We start from the raw sequence: 26,247 nt of genomic DNA, 5'->3' as shown, positions 1-26,247 counted from the left end.
GACGGCATACGAGATGCTCAGGAGTCTCGTGGGCTCGGAGATGTGTATAAGAGACAGGCACCAGACACCTCCCGGCCGCCCACCACCGCCCACCCCACACCCTCCACGCCTCCACGCCCCCAACCATTACTGACGGACCGTCAGGGGGTTCCGGGTGTCGGGTGGATCCGCTATACAGGAGCCCATCGGCTAGAACGCGTTCTAAAAGCGCGGGCGCGCCCCGGAGCCACCGGACGCGCACCGGCCCCGCCGCCCGCAGCCACCGGGCGCCCACCGGGACCACCGCCCGCCACCGGCCCGCGCCACCCAGGCCCGGGCCGCCCGCCCCGGAGGGCACCGCCCGCCCGCAGCCACCGGGCGGCCGACACCTCCGCCCCGCGCCGCCGGACGCGTCCCGGCCGAACCGGTACGGCCCCGGCCCGTCGACGGTGCGGACGGCGGGCCGGGGTCCTCACAGCCCTAAGGAGCGAGACAGCCCGATGCCCATCGACGTCGCCAAGGCCACCGCCGCCCCGCCGCGGACCACCGAACTCAGCTGGGACCACAAGGACGTTCAGCTCTACCACCTCGGCATCGGCGCCGGTGCGCCCACCCCGGAGAAGGAACACCCCGCCACCGACCCGGACGAGCTGCGCTACACCCTGGAGAGCGCGCTGCACGTGCTGCCCAGCTTCGCCACCGTCGCGGGCGGCGGCATGGCGGTCGCCGGGGGCATGGCCGCGCCCGGCATCGACGTCGATCTCGCCGCCGTCCTCCACGGCGGCCAGCGCGTCACCGTCCACCGCCCCCTCCCGGTCCGCGGCCGCGCCACCCAGACCTCCACCGTGCCCGCCGTGTACGACAAGACCAAGGCAGCCGTCATCGTGCTGCGCTCCGAGGTCGCCGACGACGACGGGCCGCTGTGGACCTGCGACACCCAGATCTTCGTCCGCGGCGAGGGCGGCTTCGGCGGCGACCGCGGCCCGTCCGCCCGGACCGAGGTGCCCGAACGCGCCCCCGACCTCACCACCGAACGCCTCATCCGCGAGGACCAGGCCCTCCTCTACCGCCTCTCCGGCGACTGGAACCCGCTCCACGCCGACCCGTCGTTCGCGAAGCTCGCCGGGTTCGACCGGCCCATCCTGCACGGCCTGTGCTCGTACGGCGTCGCCCTCAAGGCCGTCGTCGACACCGCCCTCGGCGGCGACGTCTCCCGGGTGCGCGCCTACACCACCCGCTTCGCCGGGATCGTCTTCCCCGGCGAGACGCTGCGCCTGCGGCTGTGGCGCGACGCCCCCGCACCCGGCCGCATCCAGGTGCTGGTCACCGCCGCCGACCGGGACGACGCCCCGGTCCTCGCCGACACCGTCGTCGACCACACCTGACCCACCCCGCACCCCGCATCCGCATCCCGCACCGTCCGTTCGTACGAGAAGGAGCCGCACCGTGCGCGCAGCCGTACAGCACGAGACAGGACAGGACACCCTCGACGTCCTCGACGACGTCGAAGCGGTGGGCTTCGGTCCCGGCAAGGTCAGGATGCGGGTGCGGGCCACCGGCCTGTGCCACTCCGACCTCTCCGCGATGAGCGGGGTGCTGCCGCAGCCCGCACCGTTCGTCCCCGGCCACGAGGGCGCCGGGGAGATCACCGACGTCGGCGACGGCGTCACCGCCCTGTCGCCCGGCGACCGCGTCCTGATGTGCTGGCTGCCCGCCTGCGGCAGCTGCCCGTCCTGCAAACGCGGCCAGACCCATCTGTGCCTGGCCGGATTCATGAACGCCGGGACGCCCAACTTCAAGCGGCCCGGCGGCGACGTCTTCGGCTTCGCCGGTACCGGCACCTTCGCCGAGGAGGTCGTCGTCCCCGCGCACTGCGCCGTCCCCATCCCCGACGACGTGCCGTACGACATCGCCGCGCTCATCGGCTGCGGCGTCACCACCGGCCTCGGCGCCGCGATCAACACCGCGAAGGTGGAGGCCGGATCGTCGGTCGCCGTCATCGGCTGCGGCGGCGTCGGCATCTCCGTCATCCAGGGCGCCCGGGCCTGCGGCGCCGCCCACATCACCGCCGTCGACCCGGTCCCCGCCCGCCGCGCGGCCGCCCTCCGCTTCGGCGCCACCGAGGCGCTGGCCCCCGACGCCCTCGCCGACGCCAAGGCGAAGGTCACCTCCGGCGAGGGCTACGACTACGTCTTCGAGGTCGTCGGCAGGTCCGCCACCGCCCGCACCGCCTACGAGACCACCCGCCGCGGCGGCACCCTCTGCGTCGTCGGCGCGGGCGCCCTTGACGACACCTTCCAGGTCAACATGTTCGAGCTGTTCTTCGACGAGAAGCGCATCCTGCCCTCCCTCTACGGCGGCGGCGACGTGCTGCGCTCCTACGAACGCGCCATCGCCCTGTGGCGGTCCGGCCGGATCGACCTCGAAGGGCTGATCACCCACCGCGTCCGCCTCGACGACATCAACGACGCCCTCGACCAGATGCGCACCGGCGCCGCCCTGCGCACCTGCATCGAGCTGTGACCGCCCGGACCGGGACCGCGCCCGCCCGGGCCGCCCGGCCCGCGACCGAGAGGAACGGCATTGACCGGCACCGCACTTCCCCTGGACGGCCGCACCGCCGTCGTCACCGGCGCGGGGCGTGGCCTGGGCCGCGCCGAGGCGCTGGAACTGGCCCGGCTCGGCGCCGCCGTCGTCGTGAACGACTTCGGGGCGCCGGGCCGCGACGGCTCCGGTGAGGCGTCCGCCGCCCCCGCCGCCCAGGTCGTCGCCGAGATCACCGCGGCCGGTGGCCGGGCCGTCGCCCACACCGGCGACGTCGCCGACCACACCCAGGCCCGTGAGCTGATCGAACTGGCCGTCGCCCACTACGGCGGCCTCGACATCCTGGTCAACAACGCGGGCATCCTCCGCGACCGGATGATCTTCTCCATGACCGAGGACGAATGGGACACGGTCCTCCACGTCCACCTCAAGGGCCACTTCAACACCACCCACTTCGCCGCCGCGTACTGGCGTGGCCGCGCCAAGGCGTCCGGCGGGCCCTGCTACGGCCGGATCGTCAACACCTCCTCCGAGGCGTTCCTCGCCGGATCCGCGGGCCAGCCCAACTACGCCGCGGCGAAGGGCGGCATCGTCGGCCTGACCACCTCCACCGCGCTGGCGCTCGCCAAGTACGGCGTCACCGCCAACGCCATCTGCCCGCGGGCCCGCACCCGGATGACCGAGGACGTCTTCGCCGGGTTCGCCGAACCCACCGACGGCGGCCTCGACCCGCTGGCCCCGGAACACGTCGCCCCGCTCGTCGGCTACCTCGCCTCCCCGGCGGCCGCCCGCGTCAACGGACAGCTGCTGGTCGTCCACGGCGGCATGGTCGCCGTCGCCGAACGCCCACGGATCGCGGCCAAGTTCGACAGCGCGCAGGAGACCTTCACCTACGACGAACTCGACGCCCGGCTCACGCCGTACTACGCGGAGCGCCCGGCGGGCGAGACCTTCGCCGCCGCCGAGGTCCTGGGCCTCAAACGGGGCTGACCCGGCAACGGCGACGGCCCCCGCCCTTCCGGAGAAGGGGGACGGGGGCCGTGACAGGCTCCGGGCGCCGGATGGTCAGGCGTTCTGGGGCTGCTTGGTGCGGCGGTGACGGCCGTTGGCGGCCGCTTTGGCCTCCTCCGTCGCTGCCGGACCGCGGTGCCTGCCGGAGCCTTGGGCCTCGGCGGCCTGGGCGGATGCCTCCTGGGGGCGCGCCTCGGTCGTGTCGGTCTGGGCTTCGGGCATGAAAAGTGTCACTCCGTCGGATCGCTTACGGCTGTACGCGTCGGGACCGCCGCGGTGTCGCCGCCGATGGGCCGGGTCGACCAGCTGCACGGGGGACGTCCCGCGCTCCGTCAGGAGTGAACAGAACAGGGCGACCCCCTTAGCCCCGCTGAATCCTAACGGGGCGGGTGATCACGCTCCACCGGGCCTCCCCGGCCGACAGCGGCGCCTCCTGCAACGGCACCGGTCGGTACGGAGAAGGATGCGCGGGGCCCCCGAACGGTTCCCGGAGCGGGCCGTCCGGATGGGGGGATGGTGTGGAGTTGCCGTCCCGCGGCGGCGGGAACGCGGCGCCGACCGGGGTGCTCCGGCTGCGCTCCTGCCACCGCCGGACGGCGTCGAGATTGTTGCGTACCGGGAGCGGCGGGCGGGTGGTGCGCAGCCCCTGCATCGTCCGCACCGCCTGCGGCAGCCGCGGCCGGTCCGCCTCCGGCGTCTGCACGGTGGCCCCCACCGGCGGCACCGGCACGGTGGCGGGCGGCCCGGGCTCCGCGGCGCGCGCCGCGGGCAGCGCCGGTACCGGAGCGGGCGCGGGGAGCGGAACCGCCACGGGCGCCGGGTCGGGCAGCGGGTCCGGCGCCGGGTCCGCGGTGCGCGGCCACGGCCCGTCGGACGGCTCCAGCGGTACGGCCATCCGCGCCAGCCCGCAGGCGACGGTGTCGGTGACGTACGGCAGCAGCAGCTCGCCGTCCGCGCTCCAGCGGCCCGCGCCGGACAACCAGCCGTCGGGCGCCGGGAGTTGACGCAGGCCCTTGGCGGACGGGCGCCAGACGCCGAGGCGCTCGCCGTCGGCGTCCTCGATGCGCCAGGCCACCGCGCACTGCTCCGGCGTCAGCAGCTGTCCGGGCTGGACGGCGAACGGGGTGAGCGTGGCCCCCGGCGGCCGCAGACAGGAGGGGAAGCGCACCGGGAGCGCGCTGCCGAGGACGCCCCAGCCCAACCGGTCCTCGCCCGGCGCGTCGGAGCGGACCAGCAGCAGCCCACCGGCCGGATCGGCCAGCAGCAGCCGGTCGTTGCTCTCCTCGGTGATCTGGAGGAGGAGTGTCGTTTCGCCGCCGCGGGTCAGATCGACGGCGACGGTCTTCGTCCGGCCGTCCAGCTCCTGGTCGACGGCGAGCAGCTGCCCGGAGCGGTCCAGCCAGACGCCGCCGGTGCACCGCCCGGGGAGTTCCGCGAGGTGCTCGGGGCCGTCCGGACCGCCGTGCAGCAGCCACAGGGAGGTGGAGGTGGCGCCCGGGGTCAGGGCGTGCGCGCTCCGGCCGCCCGGCGCCGGGGGCAGCAGCGTCAGCTCCGGCGCCTCGATGGTGCCGAGCGGGAGTTCGCCGGTGCCCGGGCCCGTCGGGTACAGCAGCGCGAGGGCGAAACCGTCCTCGACCGGCCGCCGGATCAGCACCCGGCCGTCCGCCAGCGGCAGCAGCGCGCTGTCCGGCGACTCGGGGGTGTCGCCGGGCAGCGGTACGGCGTAGGGCTCCGGTCCGCTCAGCGTCCAGCGCTCCGGGAACCAGCCGTCCCCTCCGCCGTCCTGCCGCACCAGCCGGGCCGCGTACGAGCCGTCGGCGGCGAGCGCGAGCGGGGTGCGGGGCGCACGTACGGGCGCCGCACCGCCTTCCCTGACACAGACCGTCATCGGATGGTCACCTCCAGTCATCATGCCGAAGGTAGTTTTCGGACTTCCGGCCGATCAATGTGTGCGGTGAGGGTTCACGCATAAGGGTGGCGAAAGTCCGGTTCGCCGGTCTTGGCCGGGGTCCCTGTGCTGCGAGTTTCAAGCATGCGTAAAGTAAGGGCTGCCTAACCTTCATGTTGTGCCGGGTGCGCCGCCTGCCGTGGGCCGCCCGCAGTCCGACCCCCTGGAGTACGCGATGTCCCTTCGCCGCCGCGGCACCGCCGCCGCAGCCCTCGCCGCCGCCGGTGCCCTCGCCCTCGCGGCCTGCGGTTCCTCCGACGGGGGCGGCAAGAGCGACAACGGCGCCGGTTCCAAGTCCGTCGCCCAGGGCGGCAAGGACTTCGCCAAGGCGGCCGAGGAGACCGCCAAGATGGGGACCGACGCCAAGGCCGGTCAGTTCCCCCGCACCGTCAAGCACGCCATGGGCACCACCGAGCTGAAGTCCGCGCCCAAGCGCGTCATCGTCCTCGACGTCGGCGAGCTGGACAACGTCGTCTCCCTCGGCATCAAGCCCGTCGGCTACGCCCCCACCGAGGGCGACGAGTCGATACCGGACTACCTGAAGAAGGACGCCGGCAACCCCAAGAGCGTCGGCACCATCAACGGCCTCAACCTGGAAGCCGTCAACAAGCTCAAGCCGGACCTGATCCTCGGCAGCAAGCTCCGCGCCGAGAAGCAGTACACCCAGCTCTCGAAGATCGCCCCGACCGTCTTCTCCATCCGCCCGGGCTTCACCTGGAAGGAGAACTACCTCCTCAACGCCGCCGCGCTCGACAGGACCGCCGAGGCGAAGGCGAAGCTCGCCGCGTACGAGGAGAAGGCGAAGCAGCTCGGCGAGGACATCGGCCCGAAGAAGCCGACCGTCACGATGCTGCGCTACATGCCGCAGTTCACCCGCCTCTACGCCCAGCAGTCCTTCATCGGCACCCTCCTCAAGGACGTCGGACTGCCCCGCCCGAAGAACCAGCAGGTCGACGATCTCGCCACCGAGGTCAGCCCGGAGAACATCAACCAGGCGGACGCCGACTGGATCTTCACCGGCGTCTACGGCGACCCGAAGGCCACCAAGCGGGACACCGCCGAGTCCAACCCGCTGTGGAAGAACCTCAAGGCGGTCAAGGACGGCCACGCCAAGAACGTCAAGGACGAGACCTGGTACCTCGGCCTCGGCGTCACCGCCGCCGACAGCGTCCTCGACGACCTGCGCGGATACCTCGTCAAGAAGTGACGTCCGGGCCCGGCGGCGCGCCACCGCGCCCCCGCCGGGCCCCCGTCGCCGCCCGCCGGGGACGCGGGACGGCGGGCACCGGTCGCGAGGTAACCTTCCACCCGTGCCCGCACTGTCTGAAGTCCTCACCGCTCTCGACGCCCTCTGGCCCGCCGAGCGGGCCGAAGGGTGGGACGCCGTCGGTACGGTCTGCGGCGACCCCGCGGCGCAGGTCGAGCGTGTCCTGTTCGCCGTCGACCCCGTCCAGTCCGTCGCCGACGAAGCGGTCTCCCTCGGCGCCGACCTCCTCGTCACCCATCACCCGCTCTATCTGCGCGGGACGACGACGGTCGCGGCGTCCACCTTCAAGGGCAAGGTCGTCCACACCCTCATCCGCGGCGGTATCGCCCTGCACGTCGCGCACACCAACGCCGACACCGCCGACCCCGGCGTCTCCGACGCCCTGGCCGGCGCCCTCGACCTGCGGATCACCGGCCCGCTGGTGCCGGACCCCACCGACCCGCACGGCCGCCGCGGTCTGGGCCGGACCGGCGAACTGCCGCACCCGATGACCCTCGCCGAGCTGACCGCGTACGCCGCCGCCCGGCTCCCGGCCACCGCGCAGGGCATCCGCGCGGCCGGTGACCCGGACCGCGTCATCCGTACGCTCGCCGTCTCCGGCGGCTCCGGCGACAGCCTCTTCGACGCGGTGCGGGCCGCCGGTGTGGACGCGTTCCTCACCGCGGACCTGCGCCACCACCCGGCCTCCGAGGCCACCCAGAGCGTGGGCGCCGTCCCCCCGGCGCTGCTCGACGCCGCCCACTGGGCCACCGAGTGGCCCTGGTGCGAGCAGGCCGCCGCCCAGCTCGACGCCGTCTCCGACCGCCACGGCTGGGGCCTGCGCACGCACGTCTCCCGTACGGTCACCGACCCCTGGACCGCCCACGCGGCGTCCGCCCCTCTCACCCCGACACACACCACAGGAGCCCCCCGCTGAACGCCGCGCCCGCCGACCAGATCCGCCTCCTCGACGTCCAGGCCCTGGACGTCCGCCTCACCCAGCTCGCGCACAAGCGCAAGAACCTCCCCGAGCTGGCCGAGCTGTCCACCCTGGAGGGCGACCTCACCCAGCAGCGTGACCTGCTCGTCGCCGCGCAGACCGAGGAGAGCGACACCACCCGCGAGCAGACCAAGGCCGAGCAGGACGTGGACCAGGTGCGCCAGCGCGCCGCCCGCGACCAGAAGCGCCTGGACTCCGGCGCCGTCACCTCGCCCAAGGACCTGGAGAGCCTCCAGCGCGAACTGGCCTCCCTCGCCAAGCGCCAGGGCGACCTGGAGGACATCGTCCTGGAGGTCATGGAGCGCCGCGAGGCCGCCCAGGCCCGTGCCACCGAGCTGTCCGGCCGGGTCGACGCCGTCCAGGCCAAGGTCGACGACGTCACCGCCCGCCGCGACGCCGCGTACGCCGAGATCGACGGCGAGGCCGACACGGTCACCAAGGAGCGCGGGCTGACCGTCGCCGACATCCCCGCCGACCTGCTGAAGCTCTACGACCGGCTGCGCGAGAAGCACGGCGGCATCGGTGCGGCCCGCCTCTACCAGCGGCGCTGCGAGGGCTGCCGTCTGGAGCTGGACCTCACCGAGCTGAACGACGTCCGCTCGGCCGCCGCCGACACCGTCGTGCGCTGCGAGAACTGCAGCCGCATCCTGGTCCGCACGCCCGACTCCGGTCTGTAGGCCGTGGTCCGCACCCTGATCGTCGAGGCCGACGGCGGCTCCCGGGGCAACCCGGGACCGGCCGGTTACGGCGCCGTCGTCCTCGACGCGGCCACCGGCGAAGCCCTCGCCGAGGCCGCCGAGTTCCTCGGCACCGTCACCAACAACGTCGCCGAGTACCGCGGTCTGGTCGCCGGGCTGCGGGCGGCGCACGCCCTCGACCCGGCGGCCCGGATCCGGGTGCGGATGGACTCCAAGCTCGTCGTCGAGCAGATGTCGGGCCGCTGGCAGATCAAGCACCCCGACATGAAGCCGCTCGCCGCCGAGGCGGCCACCGCCCATCCGGCGGAGCTGGTCTCGTACGAGTGGATCCCGCGGGCGCGGAACAAGCACGCCGACCGGCTCGCCAACGAGGCGATGGACGCCGGGCGCGACGGCCGTCAGTGGCGCCCCGCGGACTCCCGCGCCGCGCTCGACACCCCGCCGCGCACCGGCGAGGACACCGGCAAGGACACCAGGGGGAACGCCGCCCCGGGCTGGGGCGACGCCGACCTCGGCAGGCCCGCCACCCTCGTCCTGCTGCGCCACGGCGAGACCGCGCTGACCCCGCAGAAGCGCTTCTCGGGCAGCGGCGGCGGCGACCCGGAGCTGTCCCCGGCCGGAGTGCGGCAGGCCGAGGCGGCAGCCGCCGCGCTCGCCGCCCGCGGCACGATCGAGGCGGTCGTCAGCTCCCCGCTGCGCCGCTGCCGGCAGACCGCCGCGGTCGTCGCGGAACGGCTCGGGCTCGACGTCCGTACCGAGGAGGGGCTGCGCGAGACGGACTTCGGTGCCTGGGAGGGCCTGACGTTCGGTGAGGTCCGCGAGCGGTACCCGCACGACCTCGACGCCTGGCTGGGCTCCACCCGGGTGGCGCCGACCGGCGGCGGCGAGGCGTTCGCGACGGTGGCCCGCCGGGTCGCCGCCGCCCGGTCCGCGCTGACCACCCGGTACGCGGGCCGCACCGTCCTCGTGGTCACCCATGTCACGCCGATCAAGACGCTGGTCCGGCTGGCGCTCGGCGCCCCGCCCGAGGCGCTCTACCGCATGGAGCTGTCGGCCGCCTCGCTGAGCGCCGTCGCGTACTACGCCGACGGCAACGCCTCGCTGCGGCTGCTGAACGACACCTCGCACCTGCGCTGACGACGGCATGACGACGGGCCCGGCACCTGCGGAAGGTGCCGGGCCCGTCGTCGTACGGGCGTCAGACCGCCAACGCGGCGGCCTCGCGGGCGAGTTCGGTGACCCGGCCCCAGTCCTTGGCGGCCAGCGCGTCGGCCGGGAGCATCCAGGTGCCGCCGACGCAGCCGACGTTGGGCAGCGCGAGGTAGGACGGCGCGGAGGCGGCGCCGATGCCGCCGGTCGGGCAGAAGCGGGCCTGCGGCAGCGGCGATGCCAGCGACTTCAGATACGGGGTGCCGCCCGCCGCCTCGGCGGGGAAGAACTTCATCTCCGTCACGCCCCGCTCCAGCAGCGTCACCACCTCCGACGTCGTCGAGACGCCGGGCAGGAACGGCACACCGGAGTCCTGCATCGCACCCAGCAGCCGCGGCGACCACCCGGGGCTCACCAGGAACCGCGCCCCGGCGCCGCACACCGCCGTGACCTGCTCGGGCGTCAGCAGGGTGCCCGCGCCGACCACCGCGTCCGGGACCTCGGCGGCGATGGCGGCCAGCGCGTCGAGCGCGGCGGGCGTCCGCAGCGTCACCTCGATCGCGGGCAGCCCGCCGTCGACCAGGGCGCGGGCGAGCGGCACGGCGTCGGCGACGTCCTGGATCACGACGACCGGGATGACGGGGGCGAGGCCCAGCACGGAGGCGGGCCCATCGGGCGCGGGGGAGGGGGCGGCGTGCATCACGCGCCCATACTGCGCCCCTCTCCGCACAATCCGCAACGCGCGTTGCAGCATGCGCAACGCCCGGGTCTCAGACCTCTGTGACGACGACATCCACCGCCCACGGACGGCCCGCCCGCGCCGGTGCCTCGGCCTCCACCGTGTACCCGAGCGCACGCAACGCCTCCACCAGCTCCGCCGGGCCCTCCGGGTCCGCCCCGGCGGTCAGCAGATCGCGGACCAGCCGTCCCTTCGTCGCCTTGTTGAAGTGGCTGACCACCGACCGCTTCTCCACCCCGTCCACGATCTTCGACTGGAGCACCCGCACCGTCGCCGTCCGCCCCGCGACCTCCCCCTTCGGCTTCCACGCCGTCGCATACGCCGCCGACCGCAGATCCAGCACCAGGCCGTCCGCCGCCACCTCCGGCAGCACCTGCGCCATCGGTTCCCGCCAGTACGCCCCGAGCGCCCCCAGGCCCGGCAGCTTCACCCCCATCGAGCAGCGGTACGACGGGATCGCGTCATCGGGCCGCACCGCACCCCACAGCCCTGAGAACACCAGCAGCGACCGGTCGGCCCGCGCCCGCGCCGCCGCGTCCAGCGTCGTCAGCCCCAGGGCGTCGTAGAGCACCCCGGTGTAGATCTCCGCGGCGGGCCGGGTACCTGCCGTGCGCAGCGCCGCGTTCTTCGCGACCTCGCCGCGCAGCCCCACCCCGACGCCCAGCGTCTCGCGCGCCTTCTCCTCGTCGCCCGAGCAGAGCGCGATCAGCTCCGCCAGCACCGCCTCCCGCGCGGCCCCCAGCCCCGGCAGCGACAGCCCGGCCACCGCCGGCGGCGCCCCCTCGCCCCCCGCGGCTTTCCCCTCGGACGGCGGCAACAGCACCAGCACGGTCTTCTCCCTCACACGGCGAATGCGGTACGGCGGGCCCGGCGCATCGCGCCGCGACCCCGCCACAGCGTACGGGCCGCCCCGCCGCCCGCCGCCACGGAAGCGCAGCTCACGGCCGCACCCGACCGGCCCCGGCACGGCCCGCCGCGCCGCGCCGCCCGCGCCGCACCGCCTTACGCTCGGTGACATGCCCCGCCGTCCCCTCCACGTGACCGACGCCGCGCAGGACCCGCTGCGCGCCGCACTGCGCGGACTGCGCTGGCGGCTGGAGATCCCCGAACACTTCCCGCCCACCGCCCAGGCCGAGGCCGACAGCGCGGCCCTCGCCCCGCGCATCCCCACCCCCACCGGCGACGTCGCCACCGCCCACAGCCTCGCCGACGCCACCGATCTGCCGCTCTTCACCCTCGGACCGCCCGGCGCCCCCGACCTCGACCGCGCGCTCTTCCTCGCCCGCCGCCCCGCCGGACGCGGCTTCCGCCTCCACTACGCCGTCGCCGACGTCGCCTCCTTCGTCACCCCCGGCGGCGCCCTCGACGCCGAGGCCCACCACCGCGTCACCACCCTCCACTTCCCCGACGAACGCGTCCCCCTCCACCCGTACGCCCTCAGCGAGCGGGCCGCCGGACTCCTGCCCGACGAGGACCGCCCGGCCGTCCTGTGGCAGCTCGACCTCGACGCGGACGGCGCCCTGCACACCGCCTCCGTCCGCCGCGCCCGGGTCCGCTCCCGCGCCCGCCTCGACCACCCCGCCGTCCAGCGCATCCTCGACGACGGCACCGCCGAGGAACCCCTCACCCTGCTCCGCGAGACCGGACTGCTGCGCGAGGCCCGCGAACGCGCCCGCGGCGGCGCCTCCCTGTACGTCCCCGAAGCCCGCCTCACCGCCCACGACGGCCACTACGCCCTCACCTACCGCGCCCCGCTGCCCGTCGAACGGTTCGCCGCCCAACTCGACCGGCTCATCGGGGTGGCCGCCGCCGACCTGATGCTCGCCGCCGGTACCGGCATCCTGCGCACCCTGCCCACCGCCCCGCACGGCGCCGTCGCCCGCCTGCGCCACACCGCCGACGCCCTCGGGGTCGACTGGCCGCACCATACGTCGTACGCGGCGCTCGTCCGCGGCCTCGACCCGCACCGCGCCTCGCACGCCGCGTTCCTCCAGGAGTGCGCCACCGTGCTGCGCGGCGGCGACTACCTCGCCTTCGACGGCCGCCCGCCGCCCCCGACCGCCGCGGTGCACGCCGCCGTCGCCCTGCCCTACGCCCACGCCACCGCCCCGCTGAGCCGCCTCGTCGACCGCTACACCTCCGAACTCTGCCTGGCCGCCTCGGCCGGTATCGCCCCGCCGCCCTGGGCCCGCTCCGTCCTGACCGGCCTGCCCGCCACCATGGCGCTCGGCACCCGCCGCGCCGACGACGCCGAGCGGGAGTGCGTCGCCCTCGCCGCGGCGGCCCTGCTGCGCGACCGGATCGGCGAGACCTTCGACGCGGTCGTCACGGAGACCGCCCCGGACACCGCGCCCGCCCCCGACCCCGACGCCTCCGCCGGAGCCACCGTCCACCTCCGCAGCCCCGCCGTCTCCGGCCACCTCACCGTCCCGCCCGACGCCCCCGCCCCGCGCCCCGGCGACGCCCTCCGCGTCCGCCTCACCGCCGCCGAACCGGGCACCGACCCCGTCCGCTTCACCCCGGCCTGACCGCCGGTTCCGGCCGGGTAGCATGGTCACCACGGCGGACGAGCCGGCCGGGCGGCCGCGTGAGGATCTTCGGACCCTCCCGAGGAACGTCCGGGCTCCACAGGGCAGGGTGGTGGGTAACGCCCACCCGGGGTGACCCGCGGGACAGTGCCACAGAGAACAGACCGCCGGAGCCGCAAGGCACCGGTAAGGGTGAAACGGTGGTGTAAGAGACCACCAGCCTCCGAGGTGACTCGGAGGGCTCGGTAAACCCCACCCGGAGCAAGGTCAAGAGGGAGCGCCCGGCGCTCCTGCGCGGACGACCGAGGGCTGCTCGCCCGAGTCCGCGGGTAGACCGCACGAGGCTGTCGGCAACGGCAGCCCTAGATGGATGGCCGCCTCCCCTCGGCCCGCAAGGACCGGGGGAGACAGAACCCGGCGTACAGGCCGGTCTCGTCCGCCGCCCACCCCCTGACCTGCGGGGGAGGGCGGTTTTTCATGGCCCACGACGGTCGTGGGGAGTAGCTGGGGAGAATGGGCCGCGCTGCGCTCCCCAGACGTCTCTCCACCCCGGCAGTCACCGCCCTCGTCGCCCGCGCCCTCGGAATCCCGGCTCGCCTGCACACCGGCTGGGGCCACGACACCGCCGAGACCGCTCTCGCCGCGGCGGCCGACGCCATGGTGCTCCGGCATCGGCCCGGCCGCCTCTCCGTGATCCGCGCCCGCTGTCGCGCCGACGCCGAGCGGCACTTCGACCACGACTGGGCTTCCATGCCGTACGGCATGGAACACCGACATACTTGGCGCAGGTGGTCGAACAAACAGCACAACTTCCGGCCCGTGCCCGCCGGATCGTGGTCCCAGTCGGATCAGGCCTCACCCTCGCGGCCATCCTGCACGGCCTCGCCAGGGCTGGCCGCCGACCTCTCGTGCTCGGCGTCGGCGACGGGGTTTCCCCATCAGGTCTGTCGTCGTACGGCGCGGGTATGGGCAATGGTCGTCACATTCTGGTGCTGAGCTGATTCACCTTGCGCCACAGGGATGTGATCTCCCCGAAGACGTTGGTGGGCTGCTCGGTTCCTTGGTCACCGATCGGCCGTACGGCCAGTCACCGCTGTCCGGTGTGAAAAGGGTGAATGGGGCCGGAAAACGTTGATCTTTAATGTCCATGTGCCGGTGTCACAGAACCGCAGCATGCCATTGAATTCGATGTAGTCGTCGACCTGCCCTACAGGAGCGAGGCGATCATCGCGGACGATGACGGGGTATTCGCGCAACTCCTGTCTCTTCTGTTCTCTGTGGACCAAGACGCTCGAAGGGTGGCGTCGGGTGAGCCCTGCTGGCCAAAGTGTCTGGTCTGCATGGGTTGAAGCTCGATTCTCAAAACCGGTTGCCGAGGCCCGGGGGGCTGTGGTGAAGTACCAATCGCAACTCGGTGGAGGCCGCGACCAGGCCAATGCCGAGTACCACGGGGAAGAAGTTCAGGGGGAACTTATGCGCAACAACGTGTCCCGCATGTTCAAGATGACAGCTGCGGCTGCCGCCTGCATGTCGGCACTGGTGATCCCAACAGCAAGTTCTGCTGCTGCCGCTCCTTCCGTCCACGTGAGTGGAGTCGCGGTCAACAGCATCGACGCAACCTGCAAGCACCACAACCGGAACTACGTCGTTCGGAACTACTATCGGGGGCCTGCGCGCTACACACTGCGCTGTGGCACCAAGACCTGGGGCTGGAAGCACATCAAGGCGCGTCACGGCTGGAACAAGACGATGGACAAGAACATCTCCACAGCCATCTGGTCTGGTGCTCCCAACGGCCGCGGCGGATTCTCCATCTACACTCAGTCCTGCCCGAGTTACGAGAAATTCCGCACCATCATCGGCACTCCGGCCGGCGCCGGGGACCTCCTGACCGCGTACAGGGTCACCACATTCGCCGCAACCAAGTGCTAGCCTCGAAGCGGGACTAGCACGCTTGCGACGAGGGGCTATGGCGCGTATGGGGGATCAAACTCCGGCCGAGCAGGCACTGGCCCGCTCTTACACCACTGGTGACGGAGCAATCAGATTCCAGGTCGCTCAACTTACGGTCGATCAGCGACCGGATCGAAATGTGACCTTGACGTACCATCTCATCGTCAAGAGGAAAGGGCATCTGGACGAGGCTTGGGAGTTCACTCTACCTTGGTCGGATAAATCCTTTCTGGACGTGCTCAACTCATCCAATCCGGATCCTGCGCGACTCCAGCAATTTGTTCACATGGTGCGAAGCTTGCTGGAAGAGTGGTGGGACACCAAAAGTTATAACCGGAAGTCGGCGAAGATGGGAAACCGCCTTTCCTGAGCCGTCAACCGTGCCGCAGTCCGGGCCCTTCCCCCTCCAGGGGTGGGGCCCGGTGAAGCGCTCGTGGTGTCCGGCGCCGGACGGTAGGGCTCACGTTGCCCTCGATGGTGTGCAGGACGCCGTTCGCCAGGGGCTCGGCCATGGCGATGTGACCGCCGGTTCGGAAGCGGTCGACTTTGTCGTGAGCGACATGGCCGCGTACATCAACGGGGCCCTTCGGGGTGTGGTGGTCCCGGTGTGCCACACTCCCCGTCGGACATCCGAGACCGGGGGAGACGGGCCGTGGAGCCGACGCAGTACGGGAACGGGCAGGGGCCGTGTCAGCCGTCCGATGAGTTGTCCGAGGAGCCGACGCCGCGGATACGTATGGGCTGGGGGTACAGCGATGATCCGTACAAGGTGCTCCCTTCCGGCCTCAACCACACTCAGCGTGTGCTGAGCGCTCGTATCCACAACAGCACCGGGACCTTCGTCCAGTGCCTGATCTTCGGTTCGGCGCTCCTCCTCTTCGCTGTCGGTTGCGGGAAGAGCAACGCCGTCGCCGCTGCCGTCGGGGCGGTTGTGGGGGTCGGGCTGGTCGCTTTCGGGGTGCGGTCGTTGGTGAAGTCGTTGGGGTATCGGCGGGAGTTGCGGCGGGTCAACGGGGGTGGGTGACGGCGGGGGCGTTGCCGCGAGCGGCCGCCCCGTGGTGTCAGCCGCGCCACCGCACCCCGTGCCGTCGGCGTAGGCGGTGGATCTCCCACCAGGCGACCCCGGTCACCGACACCGGGCCGCCGAGGAGGGCGCAGACCGCGAGGGGGGCCCGGTGGCAGGTCGCCCGAGGTGAGGCTGACGGCGGCGAACACCCAGACCAGGACCGAGGTGACCAGGGCGGGGAGGGCGGCGTGCAGGGTGGAGAGGTTGAAGGCGTGGCGCAGTGCCGGGCCCGAGGCGAAGACGAGGAAGAAGACCACCCACCAGAACGGCGTCCAGAGCGCGAACAGCACGATCAGCAGGAGCAGCGTCTGGGCCAGCCCCTCGGTACGGTGGGGCGCCAGCGACATCACCTGGAACGCGGCCATGAACAGCAGCGGCACCAGGATCCAGGCGCCGAAGTACCACAGGGCCGACCGGCCGGCCGGCCACAGCCGTGTCCGCATGGTCCGGCGCGCCTCGGGCCCGGCCACCCAGAAGAGCAGCGCCACCACCAGCGCCGCGCTCGGCAGCGCCAGCCAGGGCGCGAGCAACAGCCGTTGGTTGAACTGCTGCTGCGCGTCAGCCACGTCGTGCCAGTCGCCGAACGCGGCGAGCAGCGCCCCCGACAGGGCGAGGGCCACCCAGGCCCGTATCCGCTGTACCCGGATCACCTCGGGATCCTGGATGTTCCCCTCCGGGTGTGAGGGGAAGAGCCGCCGCGCCACCCGCCGGGCCGTGCGGGCCAGTTGGTAGATGACCGCCAGCGGGACGGTCAGCCACCACAGGCAGGGGAGGAGCAGCACCAGCAGCACTCCGGGGGAGGTCTGTCCCTGCCGCCCCTGCAGCACCTCGGTCAGCGGCGGCCACTCGTCCTCGCGCAGCCGTCTCCACAGCGGGAGGTGCGACTGCGGTGAACTCCCGGGTGGCGGAGGTGTGTTGACGGTCATGGGCGTCCCTTCGGCTGTCCCGGAGGAGCGACGCGGTGCGGCCCGTGTGCGGTTCCCGGCGGGGCGCCCCGGGCGGCCGGGCGGGGCCCGCCGCAAGGAGACCCGCCGCAAGGAGAGGGGCGGCACCCGGTCCGTACGTACCGGGTGCCGCCCCCTGGTCGCCTACCGGTCGGCCTTCGGGCCCACCGGGAACCAGGTCGCGCGGGACTTCTTCCACTCGTCGTGCGGGAGGTCCTTGGCCTCGGTGCCGTCGCCGTAGAGGTCGGCGGAGCCGTCGTCGGTGATCAGTTGGGCGCGGGCGTCCGGGGCGGTGAGGTCGGGGACGTCCACCACGGCTTCCCAGCCGCCGGGGTCCTTCGTCGGCAGGTCCTGCGACTTGACCGGGGTGTGGCCGGGGACGCCGTCCCAGGTGTAGAGGGCGTACGGGGCGCTGTTGTCCTCGGCGGACCAGGAACCGGCGACGATCAGGTACTGGTCGGCGGCGTTCTTGCGGATGTCGCGGATGGAGAGACCGCCGAGGTCCAGTTCGACGGGGGTGCCGACGGTGGCGTGGGCGCCGTCCGCGACGACCTTGTCGAAGTTGGTGACCGGCACCAGGAGCGCCTTGCCGCCCTTCTTCGGCGGGACCAGCGGCGCGCGGAAGCCGATGTACGCGGTGCTGCTGGAGCCGGGTGCGAACTCCAGGCCCTCCACGTTGAACCCGTCGATCTGCTTGGGCACCTGGCCCTCGGCCGTACCGGCGGCGAAGCCGTACCTGTCGTCGTGCTTCTCGTCCCAGGCCACCAGGTCGTCGCGGAGCTTCTTGTACGAGCCGCCGAGGGTGAGTTCGGTGTCGGCGCCGGAGCCGTGGACCTCGGTGGTGAAGACGGTGGAGCGGTCGGGCTGGATCTTGCCCTTCTTGCTGTTGCCGAGCGAGCCGGTCCAGTAGATCGTGTCGCCGGTGCGGGCCGCCGCCTCCATGTCGATCTCCTTGGAGACGCCCAGCTTGTCGCTGAAGTCCCAGGTCTTGACGGGGGCGCCGCCGGTCCGGCGGTCGTACAGGCGCAGCACGTTCGTCTCGTCGTCGGCGACGACGACATAGCCGCCGCCGACGTCCACGGCGGCCGAGGCGTCGCTGGAGCCGGTGAAGTAGCGGGTGTCCGCGGCGCGTTGGACGGCGGCGGAGGCGGCGTAGTGGAGCGTGGCGGTGTCCGAGCCGCCGTCGCCGTCGGTGACTTCGATCTTCAGGTCGGTGTAGCCGACGCCGCGGGCGGTGACGGTGAGCTTCCGGGTGGCGCCGTCGCCGCTGACGTGCACGTCGCCGGTGCGGGCGACGGAGGTGTCGGAGCTGGAGCGCACCGACACCTTCAGTGCCGAGGCGTCGCCGCCGGACAGTTTGACGGTCACCGACGGGTCGCCGGTGGCGTCCACCGCGCCGGAGAGATATCCGGCCGACAGGGAGATGTCCGGTCCGCCGGAGGCGGCGGCGAGCGCGGGACCGCCCAGCCCCGCGGCGGTGAGGCCGAGGGCCGCGCCGAGGACGAGCGGGATCCGGCGCCGAGACCGGTGGGGGGACAGGCGGGGGGACGGGGAAAGACGACTGCGCACGGTGTGCCCTTCGACGGCTCCGGTGTCGCGAACAATGTCCAAGGCCGCCGTCAACGGCAGCCGCACCCCGGGCGTACGCGAGGTGAACAGCGGTCGGCGGCGCGGGCACCACGATACGGAGCGACGGGCGCCCGCGACCATGGTCCGGACCATGCCGATTCCGGCCGGGCGCGTACGCCCGTCACGCCGAACTCCCTTGTTCCGTCGGGGTGTTCAGCTCTCCGGCAGGGCGGTGGCGGTGCCGCTGACGTGGGCGCGGGGGTCGCCGTCGCGCAGTTCGACGGTGAGCAGCCCGGGGCGGCCCAGATCGTGACCCTGGTGGAGGGTGAGGGTGGTGGGGGCCGTGACGAGGCCGAGGGTGCGGGCGTAGGCGCCGAGGGCGGCGGCCGCGGCGCCGGTGGCCGGGTCCTCGACGACGCCGCCGACCGGGAACGGATCGCGGACATGGAAGACCGACGGGCTCTCCCGCCAGGCGAGTTGGAGGGTGGTGAGGTCCAGCCGCCGCATCAGCGCGGCCAGGCGCGGGAAGTCGTAGTCGAGGTCGGCGAGGCGGGCGCGGGTGGCGGCGCCCAGCACCAGATGGCGGGCCCCGGCGTAGGCGATCCGCGGCGGCAGCGCCGGATCGAGGTCGGCCGGGGGCCAGCCCAGCGCGGCCAGCGCCTCGGTGAGGTCGGCCGGGGCGAGGGCGGTGACGTACGGTTCGACGCTGCTGAGGGTGGCGACGAGGCGGCCGCCGTGCTCGCGGACGGTGACCGGGACGGTGCCGGAGCGGGTGGCGAAGACCAGCTCGCCGGGGCCGTGCCGCTCGGCGAGGGCGACGGCGGTGGCGATCGTGGCGTGACCGCAGAACGGCACCTCGGCCAGCGGGCTGAAGTACCGGATGGTGAACGCGCGTCCGGGTGCGCCCAGGCCCTCGGGCGGGGCGGTGAGGAACGCGGTCTCCGAGTGGCCGAGCCGCGCGGCGACGGCGAGCCGGGCCGCGTCGTCGAGGCCCGACGCGTCCAGGACGACACCGGCCGGGTTGCCGCCCGCGGGGTCGTCGGAGAAGGCGGTGTAGCGCAGGATCTCGGGGCCGCCGGGGGAGCCTGCCGGATGCGCCGCCGTCGTGACGCCCGTGGTTCGGCTACCGGCCGTGGAGGTGTCGTCGCGTGTCATGGCGGCGAGAACCCGCTGCCGCGGTGAGCTATTCCCGGGGGTGCGTGCCCCGGGGGACGGCGGTTTCACGGTCGGGCACCGGACGGGCGGCCCCGGGGGCGCACCCGCGTGCGCGGGTGTCGTGCGCGCCCCGGGTGCGCCCGGCCGGTCCGCTCAACCCCGGCCGATGTACGGCATGTTCGTCGCCATCACCGTCGCGAACTGCACGTTGGCCTCCAGTGGCAGCGCCGCCATGTGCACCACCGTGCGGGCCACGTCCGCCGCGTCCATGACGGGCTCGGGGGCGACGGTGCCGTCGGCCTGGAGGATGCCGCTCTGCATCCGGCCGGTCATCTCGGTGGCGGCGTTGCCGATGTCGAGCTGCCCGCAGGCGATGCGGTACGGACGCCCGTCCAGGGAGAGGGACTTGGTCAGCCCGGTCATGGCGTGCTTGGTCGCGGTGTACGCGACGGAGTGCGGGCGCGGGGTGTGCGCGGAGACCGAACCGTTGTTGATGATCCGGCCGCCCTGCGGATCCTGCGCCTTCATCGCCCGGAACGCCCCCTGGGCGCAGAGGAATGCGCCGGTGAGGTTGGTGTCGACGACGGTCCGCCAGTCGTCGGCGGACAGCTCGTCCAGGGGGACCGCAGGGCCGAACGTCCCGGCGTTGTTGAACAGCAGGTCGACGCGGCCGAAGTGGGCGTGGACGGCGGCGAAGAGGGCGTTCACCTCGGCGGGCCGGGTGACGTCGGTGGGCAGGGCGAGGGACGGCGGTCCCGGGGGCGCGGTCGCCGCCGTCTCCGACAGGGCCGCGGCGCGCCGCCCGGCGAGCGCCACCCGCCAGCCCCCGGCGGTCAGCGCGTGCGCCACCGCCCGCCCGATACCGGAGCCCGCACCGGTGACCACCGCTCCGGGCGCCCCGCCCGGAGCCGTCCCGTCGGACCCGTCCGCTTCGTCGGCTTCGTACGCTTCCGGCCCGGGGACGGCCGGTGTCTGCTGTGCCTGTGCCTGTGCCATGGCGGCAGGGTAGGGCGCCGGGTCGCCGGGCGGCGGGGCGTCTCAGGGGGTGATCGGCGGGGCGCCCGGGCCCGGAGCCCCGAGCCGCCGGGCCCGGGGCGAGCCGCCCCGCCCGCTCCCGGCGCGAGCCGCCCCGCCGTCACCCCGCCCCGTGGAACCGCTCCAGCACCGCCGCCTTCGCCGTCGTGAACTCGTCCTCGGAGAGGATCCCGTCGCGCCGCAGCTCGCCCAGTTCGCGCAGGCGGCGCAGGAGGGTGTCGTGGTCGTCGGCGGGCGCCGCCGGGCCCGGCTCACCGGCCTGAGCTGCGGGCTCGGTCAGCGCGGGGCGCGGCGCGGGCGCCTTGGGGTGCGGGAGGCGGGCGGTGACCGCCGCCGCCAGCAGCACGCTGCCGCTCTCCTTCTTGAACCCCCACAGCTCGATGGCGTGCGGGTCGTGCTCCGCCGAGGCGGGCAGCTTCACGCCGTGCGGGCGGAAGCGCAGGAAACCCGACTCCAGCCCGACCGGCGGCTGCCACTCCACCGCCGCCAGCTCGCCGACCGTGAACTCCTGCGGCCCGGCGTGCTTCTTGTGCTCGGTGGTGTTCCACCGCCAGCTGACCGCCACCCGCTCCCCGTCGAACGTCGCGGTCCCGTCCACCCCCGCCCCCGACACCGGCACCGCCGGACCGGGCAGCAGAAAACGGTCGCAGGGCCCCTCCAGGACCTCCTCCAGCAGCAGCGACCGCCGCACCTCGTCGACGAAGTACTCGGCGACACCGGCGCGGTCCGCCTCGACCGACAGGTGGTACGGGCTCGCCTCGTCCGGCAGCCGCCCGCCGGTGGCCTGGAGCAGCGGATCGGCGCCGTCGCGCAGCCGCAGCCGCAACCGGCCGCCCTTACGGCCCGGTTCGTAGGAGATGCCCGCCACCGCCGCCAGCGGAACGGTCTGCTCACCCAGCTCCTGCCGCAGCCGGTGCACCCCGCGCTCGTTGCCCGGCACGATGCGGACGGCCTCGCCGTCGAAGGTCCAGGTCCCGTCCCGCGTCATCAGTTCTGCCATGCCCCGGAGCCTAATCAGCCGCCGGTACAAGGGCCTGCGGGGTGGCGCGTCCGGCCCCGGAATCACGCCCCGCGCCCGCGCCGGGGGGCGTACGGAGGCGGAAGCGCGCCCCGCGCCCGGAGCCGGGCCGGGGGGCGCCCGCCCCGCGGTGCGCGCCCCCGCCCGCGCGCCCCGCTTTGCCCCGCCGCGTCCGTTGCGGGCCGAGTTCTCACCGAGCTGTCATGCATGCGTCGTACACGGGACAGCGGCCCGCCGTCCCCCGCCCCTGCAATCACAGGTGACAACCACCGTCAGGGGAGGGGCAGATGACCCAGCACGCAGCGCATGCGCAGGGAACGGCCGGGCACGACCGGGAGCTGCGGAACGCCGCCGCACACCTCGGACGCCGCCGCTTCCTCACCGTCACCGGCGCCGCGGCGGCGCTCGCCTTCGCCACCAACCTGCCGCGCCCCGGCGCCGCCCACGCCGCCGAGGCCGACCCGCAGCGGCTCACCGAGAACCCGTTCACCCTCGGCGTCGCCTCCGGCGACCCGCAACCCGGCTCCGTCGTCCTGTGGACCCGCCTCGCCCCCCGCCCCTACGAACCCGACAACGGCATGCCCGCCGCCCGCGTCCCGGTCCGCTGGGAGGTCGCCTACGACGAGAAGTTCACCAAGCTCGCCGGACGCGGCCGCGCCGACGCCCACCCGGAGTTCCACCACTCCGTCCACATCGAACCCACCGGCCTCGCCCCGGACCGCGTCTACTACTACCGCTTCCGCGCCGGAACCTGGATCAGCCCCGTCGGCCGCACCCGCACCGCCCCCGCCACCGGCGCCCGCAACACCGCACTGCGGCTCGGCGCCGTCTCCTGCCAGGCGTACCACGACGGCTACTTCACCGCCTACCGCCACCTCGCCGAGGAAGACCTCGACGTCGTCTTCCACCTCGGCGACTACCTCTACGAGTACGCCGTGGACGCCGCGGGCGGCGCCCGCCGCTACACCGACCGCACCCTCCCCGCCCACTTCAACCACGAGACCGTCACGCTGGAGGACTACCGGCTGCGCTACGCCCTCTACAAGTCCGACCCCGACCTCCAGGCAGCCCACGCCGCGCACCCCTTCATCGTCACCTGGGACGACCACGAGGTGGAGAACAACTACGCCGCCGACATCAGCGAGGACGACGCCCCGCGCGACCAGTTCCTGATCCGCCGCGCCGCCGCCTACCGCGCCTACTGGGAGAACCAGCCGCTGCGCCGCCCCCAGCTCCCGCGCGGCGCCGACGCCCGGCTCTACCGCCGCATCCGCTACGGACAGCTCGCCCAGTTCGACATCCTCGACACCCGCCAGTACCGCTCCGACCAGGCGTACGGCGACGGCTGGCACGCCCCCGGCCCGGAGACCGCCGACCCGGCGCGGACCCTGACCGGCGCCGCCCAGGAACGCTGGCTGATCGACGGCTGGCGCAACTCCACCGCCCGCTGGAACGTCCTGCCCCAACAGGTCACCTTCTCCGAACGCCGCAGCACCACCGGCGACGCGTACAAGGTCAGCATGGACAGCTGGGACGGCTACCCCGCCTCCCGCGAGCGGCTGCTCGCCGGTGCCGAGGCGGCGGGCGCCGACAACCTCGTGGTGCTCACCGGCGACGTCCACGTCCACTACGCCTTCGACGTCAAACGCGACTTCGCCCGCCCCGACTCGCGCACCATGGGCGTCGAGTTCGTCACCACCTCCGTCACCAGCGGGAAGGACGGCGCGGAGAAGCCCGCCAACTGGGAGACCTACCTGGCCGCCAACCCGCACATGAAGTTCTACAACGGCCGCCGCGGCTATGTGACCGTCACCCTCGCCCGGGACACCGCCCGCGCCGACTACCGCACGGTGTCCGCCGTCACCACCCCCGGCGCCCCGGTACGCACCGCCGCCTCCTTCGTCTCCGAGGCCGGCAACCCCGGGCTGCACTCCGCCTGACCGCGCCGCCGGGGCGGACGGGCGCCGGGCCCGTCCGCCCCGTACCGGGCCGTCCCTCCGCCTCCGGACGTAGGTCCGACGGCCCAGGACGGAGCGGCCGGAACGGGACCGGCGCATGACACGATGGTCGGCGGCCATCAACAAAAACTGGAGACGCTCATGACGGACGCCGCGCCCGGCACGGCAGAGAACAAGGATCTTCCTCCGATATCCGGGCGGGGCCCGGCGGCCACACCGTCCGCGTCCCGCCGCACCGGACTCCTCCTCACTCTCGTCCTCGGCGGCCTCACCGCCGTCCCGCCGCTCTCCATGGACATGTACCTCCCGGCCCTCCCGGAGGTCACCCAGGCGCTGCACAGCCCCGCCGCCACCGTCCAGCTCACCCTGACCACCTGCCTCGCCGGGATGGCGCTGGGGCAGCTGGTCGTCGGCCCGATGAGCGACAAGTGGGGCCGCCGCCGCCCGCTGCTCACCGGCATGGTCATCTACGTCCTCGCCACCGCGCTCTGCGCCCTCGCCCCCGACGCCGAGATCCTCATCGCCTTCCGGCTGCTCCAGGGCCTGGCGGGCGCCGCCGGGATCGTCATCGCCCGCGCCGTCGTCCGCGACCTCTACGACGGCGTCGCGATGGCCCGGTTCTTCTCCACCCTGATGCTGATCTCCGGCGTCGCCCCCGTCGTCGCCCCGCTGATCGGCGGCCAGATCCTGCGGATCACCGACTGGCGCGGCGTGTTCGTGGTGCTCACCGTCGTCGGCCTGGTGCTGACCACCGTCGTCTGGCGCACCCTGCACGAGACGCTGCCGCCCGAGCGGCGCCACCCCGGCGGCCTGGGGGAGACCCTGCGCACCATGCGCGACCTCCTCGCCGACCGGGCGTTCTCCGGCTATCTGCTGGTCGGCGCCTTCGGCTTCGCCGCCCTCTTCGCGTACATCTCCGCCTCGCCGTTCGTCGTCCAGGAGATCTACGGCGCCTCCCCGCAGACCTTCAGCCTGCTCTTCGGCGTCAACTCCGTCGGGCTGGTGCTGGTCGGCCAGATCAACGGCAAGATCCTCGTCGGCCGGGTGCCGCTCACCAAGGTGCTGGGCACCGGCCTCACCGTCATCGCCCTGGCCGCCACCGCGCTGCTGCTGATGTCCTCCGGCGTCTTCGGCCCGGTCGGACTGTGGCCGATCGCGTCCGGACTCTTCGTCCTGATGTCGGCGATGGGCCTGGTCATGCCGAGCACCAACACCCTGGCGCTGCTGCGCACCCCGCACGCCGCCGGTTCCGCTTCCGCGCTGCTGGGCACCTCGACGTTCCTGCTCGGCTCCGTCGCCTCCCCGCTGGTCGGTATCGCCGGTGAGCACACCGCCGTCCCGATGGCCGTCGTACAGCTCGGATGCGCCGTTCTGGCGCTGGCGTCCTTCCTCGGCCTGTGCCGCCCGTGGCAGCGTGGGGAGGGCACACACGGGGGCACCGCGGACGGAAGGGCCACGCTCTGAACACACCGAAGCCACCGCACCCCCCGGACGCCCCGGTGCTCCGGCCGGGCACCCCGGCCGACGCCGGGCTCGACCCCGGCTGGACCGCACGGCTGACCGACGGCGTCCGGGCGCTGCCGCACGGCCGCACCCCGTGGTGCGCGGGCGCCGTCGTCCTCGCCGGACGCGGCCCGGTCGTCGCCGTCGAGGAGGCCACCGGCTGGGCGGTCCGCTACCGCGCCCACGACCCGGTGACCGACCGCGGCGTCCCGCTGCCCCGCGACGCCTGGGAGCCGATGCGCCCCACGACCGTCTTCGACCTGGCGTCGGTCAGCAAACTCTTCACCGCCCTCGTCGCCCTCCAACACGTCGAACGCGGCGCCCTCGCCCTCGACGAGGAGGTCCGCGCCACCCTGACCGCCTTCGCCCCCGGCATCACCGTCCGCCACCTCCTCACCCACACCTCCGGCCTCCGCCCCGAACTGCCGCTGTACGCACACCGCGGCCGGGAACGGCAGCTGGCGCTGCTGTGGGAACACGCCGCCGCCCCCGACGACCGCCCCGGCAGCGGCCCCCGCTACTCCGACCTGAACCTCCTCACCCTCCAACTGCTGCTGGAGACCCGTACCGGACGGGGCCTGGCCACCCTCGTCCGCGACGGCCTCACCGCCCCGCTGGGCCTGCACTCCACGGCGTACGGGCCGCTGGCGCCGCAGGGCGTGGCGGCGACGGAGGACCAGCGGCGACCGTGGGCGAAGGCGGACCGCGGCATGGTGCGCGGCGAGGTGCACGACGAGAACGCCTGGGCGCTGGGCGGCGTCGCCGGGCACGCGGGCCTCTTCTCCACCGCCCAGGACCTCGCGGTGCTCTGCCGGACGCTCCTCAACGGCGGGGCGTACGGCACGGCGCGGGTGCTGCGGCCGGAGACCGTCGCCGCCCTCCTCGACCCGCCGGGCCTCGGCTTCGCCGTCGACCAGCCGTACTTCATGGGGGAGCTGGCGGGCCGCGGCGCCGCCGGACACTGCGGCTTCACCGGCACCAGCCTCGTCCTGGACCGCGCCACCGACACCTTCCTCGTCCTGCTCGCCACCACCGTCCACCCCCGCCGCCGCACCGCCGGGAGCGCACCCCGGGCGGCGGCGGCCACGTGCCTGGCCCGGGCGGTGAAGGCGTGGGACGGGGCGGGGTGAGGGGCGAGGGGGCGGTCGGGGTTGTTCCCTAGGCTGTCTCTTATACACATCTGACGCTGCCGACGATACTCCTT

At 73.7% G+C, this 26,247-nt stretch carries 22 protein-coding genes and 1 other RNA gene; 14 read left to right on the top strand and 9 right to left on the bottom strand.

From position 1 onward, the window contains the following. Positions 1-479 precede the first annotated feature (479 nt). The 3 genes from IF23_RS0129740 (at position 480) to IF23_RS0129730 (ending at position 3,513) form a co-directional block, all read left to right on the top strand. Positions 480-1,364, top strand: coding sequence for a MaoC/PaaZ C-terminal domain-containing protein (locus IF23_RS0129740; protein WP_030289215.1), 885 nt, complete (start codon positions 480-482; stop codon positions 1,362-1,364). A 61-nt stretch (positions 1,365-1,425) separates the two neighbouring features. Next, complete coding sequence (locus IF23_RS0129735; protein ID WP_030289214.1) at positions 1,426-2,502, top strand: Zn-dependent alcohol dehydrogenase; 1,077 nt, start codon at positions 1,426-1,428, stop codon at positions 2,500-2,502. Between the two features lie 60 nt (positions 2,503-2,562). Then, positions 2,563-3,513, top strand: coding sequence for a 3-oxoacyl-ACP reductase (locus tag IF23_RS0129730; RefSeq protein WP_030289212.1), 951 nt, complete (start codon positions 2,563-2,565; stop codon positions 3,511-3,513). Between the two features lie 75 nt (positions 3,514-3,588). Here IF23_RS0129730 and IF23_RS34545 read toward each other — a convergent pair whose 3' ends face one another. Beyond that, on the bottom strand, positions 3,589-3,756 hold the full coding sequence (locus IF23_RS34545) for a hypothetical protein (protein WP_169750041.1): 168 nt from the start codon (positions 3,754-3,756) through the stop codon (positions 3,589-3,591). 139 nt (positions 3,757-3,895) lie between these two features. After that, on the bottom strand, positions 3,896-5,422 hold the full coding sequence (locus tag IF23_RS0129720; protein WP_030289210.1) for a hypothetical protein: 1,527 nt from the start codon (positions 5,420-5,422) through the stop codon (positions 3,896-3,898). Between the two features lie 235 nt (positions 5,423-5,657). On the opposite strand from IF23_RS0129720, the gene IF23_RS0129715 reads away from it, so the two are divergent. From IF23_RS0129715 to IF23_RS0129700, 4 genes are all read left to right on the top strand, one after another. Continuing rightward, the gene (locus IF23_RS0129715) at positions 5,658-6,689 is read left to right on the top strand and encodes an ABC transporter substrate-binding protein (RefSeq protein ID WP_030289208.1); all 1,032 of its coding nucleotides are present in this window, start codon (positions 5,658-5,660) and stop codon (positions 6,687-6,689) included. 103 nt (positions 6,690-6,792) lie between these two features. Then, entirely contained in the window at positions 6,793-7,665 is an 873-nt protein-coding gene (locus tag IF23_RS0129710; RefSeq protein ID WP_037680248.1) for a Nif3-like dinuclear metal center hexameric protein, read from the top strand. Beyond that, positions 7,662-8,405, top strand: a complete 744-nt coding sequence (locus IF23_RS0129705; RefSeq protein WP_211266218.1) for a zinc ribbon domain-containing protein — start codon at positions 7,662-7,664, stop codon at positions 8,403-8,405. Before IF23_RS0129710 ends, IF23_RS0129705 begins: the two co-directional genes overlap by 4 nt. 3 nt (positions 8,406-8,408) lie before the next feature. Beyond that, positions 8,409-9,563: a bifunctional RNase H/acid phosphatase gene (locus tag IF23_RS0129700; protein ID WP_030289202.1), complete on the top strand. Its 1,155-nt coding sequence runs from the start codon at positions 8,409-8,411 to the stop codon at positions 9,561-9,563. Positions 9,564-9,624: 61 nt separating this feature from the next. On the opposite strand, the gene eda is transcribed toward IF23_RS0129700, so the two are convergent. Beyond that, entirely contained in the window at positions 9,625-10,275 is a 651-nt protein-coding gene (gene eda / locus IF23_RS0129695) for a bifunctional 4-hydroxy-2-oxoglutarate aldolase/2-dehydro-3-deoxy-phosphogluconate aldolase (RefSeq protein ID WP_030289200.1), read from the bottom strand. Positions 10,276-10,345: 70 nt separating this feature from the next. Continuing rightward, on the bottom strand, positions 10,346-11,143 hold the full coding sequence (gene yaaA, locus IF23_RS0129690; RefSeq protein WP_030289198.1) for a peroxide stress protein YaaA: 798 nt from the start codon (positions 11,141-11,143) through the stop codon (positions 10,346-10,348). A gap of 187 nt (positions 11,144-11,330) precedes the next feature. Between yaaA and IF23_RS0129685 the strand changes: the two genes are divergently transcribed. From IF23_RS0129685 to IF23_RS34275, 4 genes are all read left to right on the top strand, one after another. Further along, a complete protein-coding gene (locus tag IF23_RS0129685) occupies positions 11,331-12,842 on the top strand; it encodes an RNB domain-containing ribonuclease (protein WP_030289196.1) in 1,512 nt (503 codons plus the stop codon). Between the two features lie 39 nt (positions 12,843-12,881). Continuing rightward, positions 12,882-13,281, top strand: an RNA gene (rnpB, locus tag IF23_RS32305) — RNase P RNA component class A. A gap of 953 nt (positions 13,282-14,234) precedes the next feature. Next, positions 14,235-14,774 carry a hypothetical protein gene (locus IF23_RS35260; protein WP_245655159.1) on the top strand — a complete coding sequence of 180 codons (540 nt, stop codon included), beginning with the start codon at positions 14,235-14,237 and terminating at the stop codon, positions 14,772-14,774. Between the two features lie 46 nt (positions 14,775-14,820). Next, positions 14,821-15,165 (top strand): hypothetical protein, encoded by a 345-nt coding sequence (locus IF23_RS34275; RefSeq protein WP_157848108.1) that lies wholly within the window; start codon positions 14,821-14,823, stop codon positions 15,163-15,165. A gap of 425 nt (positions 15,166-15,590) precedes the next feature. On the opposite strand, the gene IF23_RS31720 is transcribed toward IF23_RS34275, so the two are convergent. The 5 genes from IF23_RS31720 to IF23_RS0129650 form a co-directional block, all read right to left on the bottom strand. Next, positions 15,591-16,787 carry a hypothetical protein gene (locus IF23_RS31720; RefSeq protein ID WP_342667943.1) on the bottom strand — a complete coding sequence of 399 codons (1,197 nt, stop codon included), beginning with the start codon at positions 16,785-16,787 and terminating at the stop codon, positions 15,591-15,593. Positions 16,788-16,949: 162 nt separating this feature from the next. After that, on the bottom strand, positions 16,950-18,317 hold the full coding sequence (locus tag IF23_RS0129665; RefSeq protein WP_030289190.1) for a DUF3616 domain-containing protein: 1,368 nt from the start codon (positions 18,315-18,317) through the stop codon (positions 16,950-16,952). A 270-nt stretch (positions 18,318-18,587) separates the two neighbouring features. Then, positions 18,588-19,529: a PhzF family phenazine biosynthesis protein gene (locus tag IF23_RS0129660; RefSeq protein ID WP_030289189.1), complete on the bottom strand. Its 942-nt coding sequence runs from the start codon at positions 19,527-19,529 to the stop codon at positions 18,588-18,590. A 153-nt stretch (positions 19,530-19,682) separates the two neighbouring features. Beyond that, positions 19,683-20,525 (bottom strand): SDR family oxidoreductase, encoded by an 843-nt coding sequence (locus tag IF23_RS0129655; RefSeq protein ID WP_107127060.1) that lies wholly within the window; start codon positions 20,523-20,525, stop codon positions 19,683-19,685. A gap of 139 nt (positions 20,526-20,664) precedes the next feature. Then, complete coding sequence (locus tag IF23_RS0129650; protein ID WP_030289185.1) at positions 20,665-21,564, bottom strand: DUF4429 domain-containing protein; 900 nt, start codon at positions 21,562-21,564, stop codon at positions 20,665-20,667. Positions 21,565-21,869: 305 nt separating this feature from the next. Here IF23_RS0129650 and IF23_RS0129645 point away from each other — a divergent pair, with 305 nt between their 5' ends. The 3 genes from IF23_RS0129645 (at position 21,870) to IF23_RS0129635 (ending at position 26,173) form a co-directional block, all read left to right on the top strand. Beyond that, positions 21,870-23,522, top strand: coding sequence for an alkaline phosphatase D family protein (locus IF23_RS0129645; protein ID WP_030289183.1), 1,653 nt, complete (start codon positions 21,870-21,872; stop codon positions 23,520-23,522). A 159-nt stretch (positions 23,523-23,681) separates the two neighbouring features. Beyond that, positions 23,682-25,004, top strand: coding sequence for a Bcr/CflA family multidrug efflux MFS transporter (locus tag IF23_RS0129640; RefSeq protein ID WP_030289181.1), 1,323 nt, complete (start codon positions 23,682-23,684; stop codon positions 25,002-25,004). A gap of 35 nt (positions 25,005-25,039) precedes the next feature. Continuing rightward, on the top strand, positions 25,040-26,173 hold the full coding sequence (locus tag IF23_RS0129635; RefSeq protein WP_245655158.1) for a serine hydrolase domain-containing protein: 1,134 nt from the start codon (positions 25,040-25,042) through the stop codon (positions 26,171-26,173). Positions 26,174-26,247: the final 74 nt, after the last annotated feature.

This window comes from Streptomyces catenulae (genome assembly GCF_000718015.1).
GTDB lineage: Bacteria > Actinomycetota > Actinomycetes > Streptomycetales > Streptomycetaceae > Streptomyces > Streptomyces catenulae.
Note: the sequence above shows the minus strand (reverse complement) of the source record. Positions and strands in the feature narration are given on the sequence as shown.